Consider the following 13,019-nt stretch of genomic DNA (forward strand, 5'->3'; position numbering starts at 1 on the left):
GTGGTATTGGAACGAAAACGTCGATCGCCCCCTGTGCCAGGGCGTGCATGCGCGACGCCGCGCATGCACGCTTGCCCGGCTCACGCAGGCAACGAGGTCGAATAGCAGCGAGACTGACCGGCCGATCCGCGTGCCGCCGTATCGGCCATATGATTGGCCGCCACGTAACCGAACGTGAGGCCGGGTCCAAGCGTAATGCCCGCACCGTTGTATTCGCCGCCCATGATGCTCGCGGCATCGTTGCCAGCGGCGTACAAGCCGGAAATCGGCGCCCCCTGCGACGTGAGCACCTGCGAATGCTCGTTCGTCTTGACACCCATGAACGAACCCAGGTCGCCCGGCACCAGCTTGATTGCGTAGAACGGGCCGGTCTGCAAGGGCTCCACGCACGGATTCGGTGCGTGCAGCGCGTCGCCTTGATAGCGGTTGTAGGCTTTGCTGCCGCGCCCGAATAACGGATCGCGGCCGATTTTCGCTGATTCGTTATACTGACGAATCGTGCTTTCCAGCACGGCGGCATTCACACCGATCTGCGCGGCCAGATCGGCGACGGTCCTGCCCTTCTTCAGGTAGCCGTTGCGCAGATGGTTGCCAAGCGGCATCGGGAAAGGCTTGACGAAGCCAAGACCATAGCGCCGCAGCGCGCGGTGATCCGCGAGCAGCCAGCACGCGGCCTCGGGCTTTCCTTCAGAGGCGGCGATCATCGCTTGCACCACGTCGTGATACGAGTTCGCCTCATTGGTGAACCGTCGACCTTCCTGATCGACCGCGATCACACCGGGTTTGGCGCGGTCGATGAAGTGCGGCATGATGCCGGTCGAACCGTCCTTGCGCGGCACGAGCGACATCGGCGTCCAGGCAGCGGCATTCGAGAGGGTGTCGTCGAACATGCCGCCGACCTTCTCCGCCATGGCGGCGCCGTCGCCCGTATTGGTTGGCGGCGTCGGCGAAAAGTGACGCTGGCCCGCCTTGATATGCGGATAGGTGTGTTTCTGACGTTCGACGTCATGCGGGAAACCGCCGCTTGCGAGCACCACGCCGTGGCGCGCCTTGACCGTCACCCGTTGGCCGTTGCGATCGATCACCGCCCCGCTCACGCGCTCGCCGTTCCGCGTCAACTCGACGGCAGGCGCGGACAGCCACAGGGTCACGCCCAGATCGCTCGCGGATTTCGCGAGACGCGCGGCAAGCGCGTTGCCGTTGGTCAGCGTCATGCCCCGGCCATAACGCATGACTTCGGCGAAGTGTTTGCTCAGGCGCTTCGCCACGTACCACGCCGATTGAATCGACCGCGTGACGCGCATGAAATGAATGATGTCTTTGCCCGAGCCTATCGTGACGCCGAAAACCGTCAGCTCGGGCAGCACCGGGCCCAGCGTCTTGAGAAGCGGCCCGAGCTCACGCGCGTCGTACGGACGCGTCACCATCGAGCGGCCGCCCTGCACCGCGCCGGGCGCTTCCGCGTGATAGTCGGGGAACGTCAGCGGCATGTCGAACTGCACGGCAGTCTTCGACATGAAAAATTCGATCGCCTTCGGCCCATTAGCCAGGAACGCGCGCACACGCGCCTCATCGAAGCTCGCGCCTGCCTGATCGCGGATATAGGTCAGCGCCTGGTCCGGCGCTTCGTCGTGCCCGTATGCCTTCGCAAGGTGCGATCCGGGCACCCACAGCCAGCCGCCCGAGCGAGCCGTGGTCCCGCCGTAGTAACCGGCCTTCTCCGTCACGATCACCTTCAGCCCGCGACTCGCGGCGGTAATCGCCGCGGACATTCCCGCAACTCCCGAGCCGACCACGAGCACGTCGCACTCTTGCACGTCTCCTGCTGACATAAATCTCTCCATTCATCACTTAGCCGGCGAACGCCTCGCCGCAGTGATTGCTAGATTACTACTAGCACGCTAAATTAAAACTAAGCGTTAACCATAGCCAAGCCCGTTAGTCATTCACTATTGATATACTGGAGATCATTTCCCAATCGCAGGAACCTGACGTGGAACAATCCGCACCGCCGCCGGACCGCGAACGCCGTGGCATCCAATCCATTGAAGTGGGCGGCGAAATCCTCAAGGTGTTCGCCTCCGAGCCACGCCCGATGGCGCTGCGCGACCTCGTGAAGGCCGTCAACATGCCGTCCGGGAAGATTCACCCCTACCTGGTCAGCTTCGGCAAAGTGGGGCTCGTATCGCAGGACCCGGTCACGGGGCGCTATCAGTTGGGGCCGATGGCCATCCAGCTCGGTCTGACCAGCCTGCAAACGCTCAATCCGGTGCGCGAGGCGTCGCCGTTCGCGGACACGCTGGCCGAGGAGACCACGCACAGCGTCGCGCTCGCGGTGTGGGGCAACATGGGGCCGGTCATCGTGCGACTGGTCGATTCGGCTTACCCGGTGCATACGAACATCCGCACCGGCACCGTGATGTCGCTCGTCGATACTGCAACGGGCCGCGTGTTCTCGGCCTTCTTGCCGCGCCCGTTCGTGGACAAGCTGCTGCTCGACGAACGCAAGCGCCTGGGTCCCGATATCGCGCATCCGCTCGATGCGGCCGTGGTCGAGCAGATGATCGAGGAAACGCGAGCACGCAAGCTCTCGCGCGGCATCAACCATCCGACGCCGGGTGTCGTGGCCTTTTCCGCACCCGTGTTCGACTACTCCGGCAACATCGTGCTTGCCATTACGATCATGGGCCCCACCGGCACCATGGACGCAGAGTGGGAAAGCCCAGCCGCGCAGGCCGTGAGAGCGTGCGCGGAAACCATCTCCAGACGTCTGGGCTTTCAGCACGCCTATTGAGCCATTCCATCGCCAACCAGTCAGGAATGCCAGGTAATGACGCGCCGGCGATCACGCGCTTTGGCGCAACCGGGTTAGCCGCGCGCCTGGGGTTGGCGATGCGCTGATCCGCGTCAGTTTCGCGCCCGGACGCATAAGCGTCGAGCCACTTCTCCGGTGCTTCGCTCGCAGGCACCACGCCCCGGATTGTCATCCCGGCTACGCCTCCCAAAAAATCGGGGCGCGTTCAAACACGCGCCTGCGCCCGGCCCCAGGGTCATCCCTCTCCTTCCGTCGATTTACTTGACACCTAAAGTAAATCGACCTACTCTGCCCTTGCAGACTGAACGAAGGAGCGAGCATGCGCATTGTTTGTATCGGTGGCGGGCCGGCCGGCCTCTATTTCGGGCTTTTGATGAAGCGCCGTCACCCCGACTACGACATCACCGTGATCGAACGCAACCGCCCGTACGACACATTCGGCTGGGGCGTGGTGTTCTCGGACCAGACGCTGGGCAACCTGCGCGCGGCCGACCCCGAAAGCGCGAGCGAAATACTCGACGCGTTCAATCACTGGGACGACATCGAAATCCATTTCCGCGGGCGCTCGATCCGCTCGTCGGGCCACGGCTTCTGCGGCATCGGCCGCAAGCGTCTGCTCAATATCTTGCAGGCGCGTTGCGAAGCACTGGGCGTGAAGCTCGTGTTCGAATCGCAGATCACGGACGACGACGTGACCAACGCCGACCTGATCATCGCGAGCGACGGACTCAACAGCGCCACGCGCCAGAAGTACGCCGCCACCTATCAGCCCGACATCGACCTGCGCGATTGCCGCTTCGTGTGGCTCGGCACCTCGAAGCTCTTCGATGCGTTCACGTTCGCGTTCGAAGAAACCGAATGGGGCTGGTTCCAGGCGCACGCGTACCGCTTCGACGACAACACCTCGACATTCATTGTCGAAACGCCCGATCACGTGTGGCGCGCCGCCGGTCTCGACACCATGAGCAAGGAAGACAGCATCGCGTTCTGCGAAAAGCTGTTTGCGCGCTATCTCGACGGTCATGCGCTGCGCTCAAACGCGTCGCATCTGCGCGGCTCGTCGCAGTGGATCCGCTTTCCGCGCGTGGTCAATCGCGAGTGGGTTCACTGGAAAACCGCGGCCGACGGCAAGCAAACGCCGGTCGTGCTGATGGGCGACGCCGCGCACACCGCGCACTTCTCGATTGGCTCCGGCACCAAGCTCGCGCTCGAAGACGCGATCGAACTCGCCAACAGCATGGAAGCGCACCCAGGCGACCCGCGCGCGGCGCTCACGCACTATACGAACGTGCGCAGCGTGGACGTGCTGCGTATTCAGAACGCGGCGCGCAACTCCACGGAGTGGTTCGAACACGTGGACCGCTATACGCAGTTCGAGCCCGAGCAGTTCGCCTATTCGCTGCTCACGCGCTCGCAGCGCATCTCGCATGAGAATCTGCGCGAACGCGATGCGGGTTATCTGTCCGGCTTCGAAACGTGGCTCGCGCAGCGCGCGGGTGGCAAAGCCGACAACAACGCGCGCGCCGTGCCGCCCATGTTCACGCCTTTTACGGTGCGCGGCGTAACGTTAAAGAATCGCGTAGTGGTCTCGCCGATGGCGCAGTATTCCGCGCACGACGGCGTGGCGGGCGACTATCACCTCATGCATCTCGGCGCGCGCGCCATGGGCGGCGCCGCGCTCGTGATGACCGAGATGACCTGCGTCTCGCCCGAGGCGCGCATCACGCCCGCGTGCCCCGGCATGTATGCGCCCGAGCATCGGCAGGCGTGGCAGCGCATCGTCGATTTCGTGCACGCGAATTCGGACGCGAAAATCGGCATGCAGCTTGGCCACTCCGGTGCCAAGGGCTCGACGCGCGTGGCCTGGGAAGGCATCGACCAGCCGCTCGACGATGGCAACTGGCCGCTCGTTTCCGCTTCGCCGCAACAGTATTTGCGCGGCGTGAGCCAGTGCTCGCATGAGGCAAGCATCGAGGAACTGCGCGAAATCGAAGCCCAATTCGTGCGCGCCACGCAAATGGCCGCTGAAGCCGGCTTCGACTGGCTCGAACTGCACTGCGCGCACGGCTATCTGCTTTCGAGCTTCCTCTCTCCGCTCACGAATCAACGCACGGATCAATACGGCGGTTCGCTCGAAAACCGGCTGCGTTATCCGCTCGAAGTTTTCAAGGCGATTCGCGCGGTGTGGCCGGAAGACAAGCCGATTTCCGTGCGCATCTCCGCCCACGACTGGGTCGAAGGCGGCAACACGCCCGACGACGCCATCGAGATCGCCCGCGCGTTCAAGGCCGCGGGCGCGGACATGATCGACGTCTCCTCGGGCCAGGTGAGCAAAGACGAAAAGCCCGTGTATGGCCGCATGTTCCAGACGCCGTTTGCCGATCGCGTGCGCAACGAGGCGGGCATCGCCACGATCGCCGTGGGCGCGATATCCGAAGCGGACCACGTGAACGGCATCATTGCGGCCGGGCGCGCGGACCTGTGCGCCGTGGCGCGGCCGCATCTGGCCAATCCTTCGTGGACGCTCACCGAAGCCGCCCGCATTGGCTACCTCGACATCAAGTGGCCGAACCAGTACACCGCGGCCAAGACGCAACTCGAACGCAACATCGAACGCGAACGCGCGGCAGCCGCAGCCGCCGCGGGATTGTCGCCAATCGAACGCGCCCAACGTGCGGAAGGAACCGTGTGAGCATGAACCAGGCTGACCAGGCAATCCTCGGCGATCGTCACGCCGTCGTCACAGGCGGCGGCAGCGGCATCGGCGCGGCCACCGCCGCCGCGCTGCTCCAGGCCGGCGCGCGCGTCACACTGATGGGCCGCGACGCCGCGCGCCTCGACGCGCAGCGCTCGGCGCTCGGCGGCGGCGAGCGTGTGGCTTGCGTGAGTGTCGACATCACCGACGAAGAAGGCGTGAGCGCTGCGTTCGCGCGCGCGGCCGGCGCACTCGGCGACGTCGATATCCTCATGAATAACGCAGGCCAGGCGCAGGCCGCGCCCTTCGCGCAAACCGATCTCGCGCTGTGGAAACGCATGCTCGACGTGAATCTGACGGGCGCGTTTCTCTGCACGCGCGCGGTGCTTCCCGCGATGCTCGCGCGCAAGGCCGGGCGCATCGTCAATGTCGCGAGCACGGCGGGCCAGGTCGGCTATCCCTACGTCGCCGCCTATTGCGCCTCGAAACACGGCGTGATCGGCATGACGCGCGCGCTCGCGCTGGAAGTCGCCACGCAAGGCGTGACCGTGAACGCCGTGTGCCCCGGCTACACGGAAACGGAACTGCTGCACGCGTCCCTCGAACAAATCACACGCAAAACCTCGCGCAGCGAAGCCGAGGCGCGCAGCATCCTCGTGCGCCACAACCCGCAGCAACGCTTCGTCACGCCCGAGGAAGTCGCCAACGCGGTGCTGTGGCTTTGCTCGCCCGGATCGTCGGCGATCACCGGGCAATCCCTTTCCGTTTCCGGTGGAGAAATCACATGACATCGCCCACATCCACTCGCAAGCCCGCTGCCACAAAAGCCACGGCGAAAGCGCCGCGCAAAGGCGTGGAGAAGCCGGCCGGGAATGTCGTCGACATGGAGATGAGCACCGGCGCCGACAGCCACATGGGCCTGCGCCTGTGGTTGCGTCTGCTCACCACGACGAACCTCGTGCAAGCGGAGCTACGCCGCCGTCTGCGCGCCGAATTCGACACCACGCTGCCGCGTTTCGACCTGATGGCGCAACTCGAGCGCCAGCCCGAAGGACTGCGCATGACCGAGCTCTCGCGCCGCCTCATGGTGACGGGCGGCAACGTCACGGGCATTACCGATCAGCTCGAAAAAGAAGGCCTCGTCGTGCGCGACGTGGCGCCCGAGGACCGGCGCTCCTTCGCGGTGCGCCTCACGCCCGAGGGCCGCGCCCTCTTCGACCGCATGGCGAGCGCGCACGAACAATGGGTCGTGGAACTGCTCGGCGGCCTCTCGCTCGACGAGAAGTCGAAGATGCACGAGCGCCTTGGCAAGCTCAAACAACATCTGCGCAACGGCATCGAAGGCTGAAGCCGTATTGCACGAACAACCGAGAACACCCGGGAGACATATCTTGACGACACCTTCCAGCGCCGAGGCGCTTTTCGCGGGCAACCGCGTGACGCTCGCCGGCTATCGCGCGCAGCACTTCGGCTGGTCGGTCGACGGCCGCGTCGCGACCATCACGCTCAACCGCCCCGAACGCAAGAATCCGCTCACGTTCGAATCGTACGCAGAACTACGCGATCTGTTCCGCCAACTCGCCTACGCCACCGACGTGAAAGCCGTCGTGCTGCACGGTTCGGGCGAAAACTTCTGCTCGGGTGGCGACGTGCACGACATCATCGCGCCGCTCATCGACCTGCCCATGCCCGAACTCCTGATGTTCACGCGCATGACGGGCGATCTCGTGAAGGCCATGCGCCACTGCCCGCAGCCGATCATCGCCGCCGTGGACGGCGTGTGCGCCGGCGCGGGCGCGATTCTCGCCATGGCCTCCGACATGCGCTACGCCACGGCGCGCAGCAAGCTCGCCTTCCTCTTCACGCGCGTGGGTCTCGCGGGCTGCGACATGGGCGCGTGCGCGATCCTGCCGCGCATCATCGGCCAGGGCCGCGCCGCCGAACTGCTCTACACGGGCCGCTCCGCCACGGGCGATGAAGGCCACGCATGGGGTTTCTATAACCGCATTTGCGACCCCGAAACGCTGCTCGCCGACGCCCGAAAGCTCGCCGCCGATCTCGCGGCCGGGCCGACCTTCGCGCACGGCATCACCAAGACGATGCTGCATCAGGAATGGACCATGAGCATCGACGAGGCCATCGAATCCGAAGCGCAGGCGCAGGCGATCTGCATGGCCACACGCGATTTCGGCCGCGCCTACGAAGCGTTCGCGGCGAAAACGCGTCCGGTTTTTCAGGGGGACTGAATTGAACGCTGCCACTAACACCCCTCTCCACGACGCGCTTGCATGGCCGTTCTTCGAAGATCGCCATCGCGCGCTCGCCACAGGAATCGAGACGTGGGCACGCGAGCATCTCGCGCACGTTCCGCACGACGATGTCGACGCCACCTGCCGCGCGCTCGTGCGCAAGCTGGGCGCGGCCGGCTGGCTGCGCTACGGCGTGGGCGGCGCCGCTTACGGCGGCCACGGCGACACCATCGACACGCGCGCCGTTTGCCTGCTGCGCGAAACGCTCGCGAAACACTCGGGCCTTGCCGACTTCGCGCTTGCCATGCAGGGCCTGGGCTCCGGCGCCATCTCGCTGGCCGGCAACGACGCGCAAAAATCGCGCTATCTGCCGCGCGTGGCGCAGGGCGAAGCGATCGCCGCATTCGCGCTGTCCGAGCCGCAAGCTGGCTCCGATGTCGCCGCGATGGCGCTCGCCGCGCGCGCCGACGGCGACGACTACGTGCTCGACGGCGAAAAGACGTGGATCTCGAACGGCGGCATCGCCGACTTCTATGTGGTGTTCGCGCGCACCGGCGAAGCGCCGGGCTCGCGCGGCATCAGTGCATTCATCGTCGACGCCGACACGCCGGGGCTGGAAATCGCCGAGCGCATCGACGTGATCGCACCGCACCCGCTCGCGCGCCTGCGCTTCACCGGCGCGCGCGTGAAGCGTGCCCAGATGCTCGGCGCGCCCGGCGAAGGCTTCAAGATCGCCATGCGTACGCTCGATATTTTCCGCACCTCGGTAGCCGCGGCGTCGCTTGGCTTCGCGCGCCGCGCCATGGCCGAAGGGCTCGCCCGCGCGGCTTCGCGCAAGATGTTCGGCCAGGCGCTCGGCGACTTTCAGTTGACCCAAGCAAAACTCGCGCAAATGGCGCTCACCATCGACAGCAGCGCCCTGCTCGTTTATCGCGCGGCGTGGCTGCGCGACCAGGGCGAAAGCGTGACGCGCGAAGCGGCCATGGCCAAGTGGCATGCGAGCGAAGGCGCGCAACAGGTGATCGATGCGGCCGTGCAGTTGTGGGGCGGCATGGGCGTGCAAAGCGGCAACGTCGTCGAGTCGCTTTATCGCGAGATCCGCTCGCTGCGCATTTACGAAGGCGCGACCGAAGTGCAGCAACTCATCGTCGGGCGCGACTTGCTCAAGGAATACAACGCCGCGTAAGCACGCGCTTCGCGACGCCTCTACGGAATCGGACGAACATGAAACAAGCCCTTCTTCCCGCAGGCTGGGTCAAGCCGCGCGGCTATGCCAACGGCGTCGCCGCCACGGGCACCCAGGTCTATATCGCCGGCCAGATCGGCTGGGACGAGAACGCGCGCTTCACGAGCCGCGAATTCGGCGCGCAGGCCGTGCAGGCGCTGCGCAATATCGTGGCCGTGCTCGCGGCCGCGGGCGGCAAACCCGAGCATCTCGTGCGCCTGACCTGGTACGTGACCGACAAGAAGGAGTACCTGGCATCGCTGAAAGAAATCGGCGCGGCGTTTCGCGAGCTGATCGGCGACTACGACATCGCGATGAGCGCCGTGCAGGTGGTCGCGCTCGTGGAAGACGAAGCCAAGGTGGAGATCGAGGCCACCGCCGTGATTCCCGACGACGCGCGCCTCACGCGCAAGTAGACCGCCGCCCACGCAACAGAACGATCTGCTCACGCAGACAGCCGGAGACGCCATGCAACCCACCGCCCATGTCGACACCTTCGCACGCGACCACCTGCCGCCCGAGACGCAGTGGCCCGTCATGCTGCTCGACAATCCCGACGTCGCCTACCCCGCGCGCATGAATTGCGCGGTCGAGTTGCTGGACCGCGCAATCGAGGCCGGGCACGGCGATCGCCCGGCCATCTGGTCGGACATCGAAGGCAAGCCGCACGCAACGACTTACGCCGAGCTGCTCGCTCTGGTCAACCGCAGCGCGCACGTGCTCGTGCAGGACATGGGTTTGCGGCCCGGCAATCGCGTGCTGCTGCGCGGGCCCAACACGCTGCAAATGGCGGTGGCGTTCCTCGCGTCGCTCAAGGCGGGACTCGTGGTGATTCCCACCATGCCGCTGCTGCGCGCGAAGGAGCTCAAGCAGATCGTCGACAAAGCGCGGATTCACGCGGCGTTGTGCGACGTGCGGCTCAGCGATGAACTCGCGCGCTGCATGGACCCGGCCGACGAGTTCTTTTGTGAAACGTTGCAACAGGTGCGCTTTTTCCACGACGATGCGGCGGGCACGCTCGAATACCTTGCAAAGGACAAGCCCGCGGACTTCACAGCCTGTGACACGGCCAGCGACGACGTTTGCCTCATCGCCTTCACGAGCGGCACGACGGGCACGCCCAAGGGCTGCATGCACTTCCACCGCGACGTGATCGCCATGTGCGACCTGTTCCCGCGCCACATCCTGAAACCCACGGCCGACGACGTGTTCTGCGGCACGCCTCCGCTCGCGTTCACGTTCGGGCTGGGCGGCCTCCTGTGCTTTCCCATGCGCGTCGGCGCTTCGACGGTGCTGATCGAAAAGCTCACGCCGGCGCTACTGCTCGAGACGATCCAGCGCTTTCGCGCAACGATCGTCTTCACCGCGCCCACCTTCTACCGGCAGATGGCGCCGCTCGTCACGCAATACGATCTTGCCAGCCTGCGCAAGACAGTCTCCGCGGGCGAGGCGCTGCCACAAGCCACGCGCGACCTGTGGCGCGAGGCGTCGGGCATCGAGATGATTGATGGCATTGGCGGCACCGAGCTGATTCATATCTTCGTATCGTCGGCGGGCGCCGATGTGCGGCCCGGCTCGATCGGGCGCGCCGTGCCCGGCTATGTCGTGCAGGCGCTCGACGACAACCTGGAACCCGTCGCGCCCGGCGTGACCGGCAATCTTGCCGTACGGGGCCCGACCGGCTGCCGTTATCTCGCCGACGACCGCCAGGCGAAGTTCGTACGCGGCGGCTGGAACCTGCCGGGCGACGCCGTTTCCATCGACGCCGACGGCTATGTGTTCTACCAGGCGCGCTCCGACGACATGATCGTTTCGTCGGGCTACAACATCGCGGGGCCCGAAATCGAGACCGTGCTCATGCAGCACCCCGCCGTGGCCGAGTGCGGCGTGACGGGCGTGCCCGACGAGTTGCGCGGCCAGGTGGTGAAGGCGTTCGTCGTCTTGCGCCCCGGTTTCAGCGCCGGGGACGCGATGGTCGCCGAATTGCAGCGCTTCGTGAAGAGCGCCGTGGCGGCTTACAAGTATCCGCGACTGATTGCGTTTATCGACGCGCTTCCGCGCACCGAAACCGGCAAGCTCAAGCGCTCGGCGTTGCGGCTGCTGTGAGGCGAGACGGGCTGGTGGACTGAGATTAGCGTTGGGCGTTTGCGGATTTGTTGTGCGCGAGCGCCCGATTTTTATCATGTATTACTACGTAAACCGTTAATTTTCTACTATCAACGCTAACATTTTTGACATTATTCCTATAATGTTCGAATTAAAGGGTATACACGCCCATGAAACGCGCGCGGACGCCTCACGCCCTGCCCGTGAAAGCGAGCATGGCACCACATCTGGAAGGCCACCTCATTCTGCGCAGTATCTTGCGCAATTTCCCATTCATTCACTCATTTGCGCACAATAGCGCGCATTTGGTTGCGTGTATGCCAGCGATCCGGCAGGAGATTTGCGCACAATAGCGCGCAATTTGACAGAAACCGACCTATAATGCGCACTATGATGCGCAAAAAAGCTGCCCAATCACCGATCTCCAACGTGGAGCGCCTCGCTGCGAGCCTGCGTGCGACCCGACGCGAGCGCAAGCTGACCCAGCAGACCCTGGCAGAGCGGTCAGGCATTGCCCGCCGCACCATCACGAACGCCGAGCACGCAGGTAACGTCGGCATCCGTGAACTCTGCCGGCTCGCGAACGCGCTCGGCTATGAAGTCGTCCTGCGTCCCATGGACACCGTGATCCTCGAAGACCTGAACGACATCTTCAGGGACGACGAATGAGCACCAGCGCGCCCTTCGATCTCGAGCGGCTCCTGCGGGAGATCCGCAAGCTCGAAGTCCACACGCCCCAAGGCCCAAGTGGTCTGCTGGCGCGCGAAAGCCGCTTCGTTTTCAACTATGGCGAGGTGCCCGATGTCGCAGGCGTGTCGCTCACCATGCCCGTGCGCCGCCAGAGCTACGCGAGCGGCGACCTGATGGGCGTCTTCGCAATGAACCGCCCGGAGGGCTACCTGCGCTTCGTGATCGAGGAGCGGCTCGCACGCTATGGCGCGCCGAGCGACATGTTTCTGCTGTTTCTCGCGGGGCGCAACCAGATCGGCCGCCTCACCTATTCCGTGCCGGGCGAACGTGTGCCGGAAAGCGAAGGCGAGCGCCTCGACGAATTGCTCTCCTCGCCGTCGGGCCGGCTGTTCGAGCGCCTGATCGACCGCTATGCGCTCGGCTCCGGCATCTCCGGCGTCCAACCGAAGGCCGTCGTCCCGCTTGCCGGGGACGCTGTCGCGCGCCCGGCGGAGCACACGGCGCTGCCGCTGCGCACGGTGATCGTGAAAGCCGAAGGCGAGGATTTTCCCGGACTCGCGCGCAACGAGTTCTTCTGCATGTCGGTGGCAAAAGAAGCGGCGCTCGAAGTCCCCGACTTCTGGCTATCCGACGACGGCCAGCTTTTCGTGATGTCCCGCTTCGACCGCGGGGCGAACGGCTCCCCCCTCGGTTTCGAGGACATGAGCGTGCTCACGGGCAAGGGCAAATACGAGGGCAGCTACGAGATGATCGCCAAGGCCGTGGACATCTACACGCGCTCCGACCCGGCGCAAAAGCGGCGTCTCTTCGAACGCATCGCCCTTTCGTGCCTGTTGCGCGACGGCGACGCCCACATGAAGAACCTGGGAATCCTCTATATCGATCCGACGGGTCCACGCCGGCTGGCTCCCGTGTTCGACGTGGTCTGCACGGACATCTACCCGGATCTGGACGGCCGCATGGCGCTCAGCCTCAACCGCAGCAAGACGTTTCCGCTGCCCGCCGAACTCCTTGCGTTCGCGCGCCGCCTCGACCTCGGAGCGGCCGAGAGCGAGGCGATCATGGCGCGTCTGCGCGACGCCTATCACACGGTCGCCGCGCGCCTCGCCCATGACCCGCGCTTTGGCACGGACGATCTGCTCGCAAGGATCCGGCATGCCGTCGAACGCACCGACATCAAACCGGTGTCGCGCCCCAAGGTGGTTCGCTAGGGGCGCGCCAGCGTTTCAGGTTTTGCGC

11 protein-coding genes are annotated in these 13,019 nt (G+C 65.1%); 10 read left to right on the top strand and 1 reads right to left on the bottom strand.

Annotated elements, in window-relative coordinates:
• Positions 1-80 precede the first annotated feature (80 nt).
• Positions 81-1,832: an FAD-dependent oxidoreductase gene (locus C7401_RS00120; RefSeq protein ID WP_112169069.1), complete on the bottom strand. Its 1,752-nt coding sequence runs from the start codon at positions 1,830-1,832 to the stop codon at positions 81-83.
• A 161-nt stretch (positions 1,833-1,993) separates the two neighbouring features.
• Between C7401_RS00120 and C7401_RS00125 the strand changes: the two genes are divergently transcribed.
• The 10 genes from C7401_RS00125 to C7401_RS00170 all read left to right on the top strand — a co-directional run bounded on the left by C7401_RS00125 (position 1,994) and on the right by C7401_RS00170 (position 12,991).
• Complete coding sequence (locus tag C7401_RS00125; protein WP_112169071.1) at positions 1,994-2,794, top strand: IclR family transcriptional regulator; 801 nt, start codon at positions 1,994-1,996, stop codon at positions 2,792-2,794.
• A 340-nt stretch (positions 2,795-3,134) separates the two neighbouring features.
• On the top strand, positions 3,135-5,507 hold the full coding sequence (locus C7401_RS00130; protein ID WP_112169073.1) for a bifunctional salicylyl-CoA 5-hydroxylase/oxidoreductase: 2,373 nt from the start codon (positions 3,135-3,137) through the stop codon (positions 5,505-5,507).
• Positions 5,508-5,509: 2 nt separating this feature from the next.
• Positions 5,510-6,298, top strand: coding sequence for an SDR family NAD(P)-dependent oxidoreductase (locus C7401_RS00135; RefSeq protein WP_112169075.1), 789 nt, complete (start codon positions 5,510-5,512; stop codon positions 6,296-6,298).
• A complete protein-coding gene (locus C7401_RS00140; RefSeq protein ID WP_112169078.1) occupies positions 6,295-6,858 on the top strand; it encodes a MarR family winged helix-turn-helix transcriptional regulator in 564 nt (187 codons plus the stop codon). Before C7401_RS00135 ends, C7401_RS00140 begins: the two co-directional genes overlap by 4 nt.
• Before the next feature lie 43 nt (positions 6,859-6,901).
• Entirely contained in the window at positions 6,902-7,756 is an 855-nt protein-coding gene (locus C7401_RS00145; protein WP_112169080.1) for an enoyl-CoA hydratase family protein, read from the top strand.
• A 1-nt stretch (position 7,757) separates the two neighbouring features.
• Positions 7,758-8,945, top strand: a complete 1,188-nt coding sequence (locus tag C7401_RS00150) for an acyl-CoA dehydrogenase family protein (protein ID WP_112169082.1) — start codon at positions 7,758-7,760, stop codon at positions 8,943-8,945.
• A 38-nt stretch (positions 8,946-8,983) separates the two neighbouring features.
• Positions 8,984-9,400 carry a RidA family protein gene (locus C7401_RS00155; RefSeq protein WP_112169084.1) on the top strand — a complete coding sequence of 139 codons (417 nt, stop codon included), beginning with the start codon at positions 8,984-8,986 and terminating at the stop codon, positions 9,398-9,400.
• Positions 9,401-9,452: 52 nt separating this feature from the next.
• A complete protein-coding gene (locus tag C7401_RS00160; protein WP_112169086.1) occupies positions 9,453-11,090 on the top strand; it encodes an AMP-binding protein in 1,638 nt (545 codons plus the stop codon).
• Between the two features lie 390 nt (positions 11,091-11,480).
• The gene (locus C7401_RS00165; RefSeq protein ID WP_112169088.1) at positions 11,481-11,759 is read left to right on the top strand and encodes a helix-turn-helix domain-containing protein; all 279 of its coding nucleotides are present in this window, start codon (positions 11,481-11,483) and stop codon (positions 11,757-11,759) included.
• A complete protein-coding gene (locus tag C7401_RS00170; RefSeq protein ID WP_112169090.1) occupies positions 11,756-12,991 on the top strand; it encodes a type II toxin-antitoxin system HipA family toxin in 1,236 nt (411 codons plus the stop codon). The genes C7401_RS00165 and C7401_RS00170 overlap by 4 nt, the downstream gene beginning before the upstream one ends.
• Positions 12,992-13,019 lie beyond the last annotated feature (28 nt).

Source organism: Paraburkholderia unamae (assembly GCF_003268775.1).
GTDB lineage: Bacteria > Pseudomonadota > Gammaproteobacteria > Burkholderiales > Burkholderiaceae > Paraburkholderia > Paraburkholderia unamae.

Excerpts from the sequence above, each read along its gene's own strand:
- C7401_RS00165 (WP_112169088.1), top strand. The coding sequence starts at position 11,481 with ATGATGCGCAAAAAAGCTGCCCAATCACCGATCTCCAACGTGGAGCGC.
- C7401_RS00140 (WP_112169078.1), top strand. The coding sequence starts at position 6,295 with ATGACATCGCCCACATCCACTCGCAAGCCCGCTGCCACAAAAGCCACG.
- C7401_RS00160 (WP_112169086.1), top strand. The coding sequence starts at position 9,453 with ATGCAACCCACCGCCCATGTCGACACCTTCGCACGCGACCACCTGCCG.
- C7401_RS00170 (WP_112169090.1), top strand. The coding sequence starts at position 11,756 with ATGAGCACCAGCGCGCCCTTCGATCTCGAGCGGCTCCTGCGGGAGATC.
- C7401_RS00135 (WP_112169075.1), top strand. The coding sequence starts at position 5,510 with ATGAACCAGGCTGACCAGGCAATCCTCGGCGATCGTCACGCCGTCGTC.
- C7401_RS00120 (WP_112169069.1), bottom strand. The coding sequence starts at position 1,832 with ATGTCAGCAGGAGACGTGCAAGAGTGCGACGTGCTCGTGGTCGGCTCG.
- C7401_RS00130 (WP_112169073.1), top strand. The coding sequence starts at position 3,135 with ATGCGCATTGTTTGTATCGGTGGCGGGCCGGCCGGCCTCTATTTCGGG.
- C7401_RS00155 (WP_112169084.1), top strand. The coding sequence starts at position 8,984 with ATGAAACAAGCCCTTCTTCCCGCAGGCTGGGTCAAGCCGCGCGGCTAT.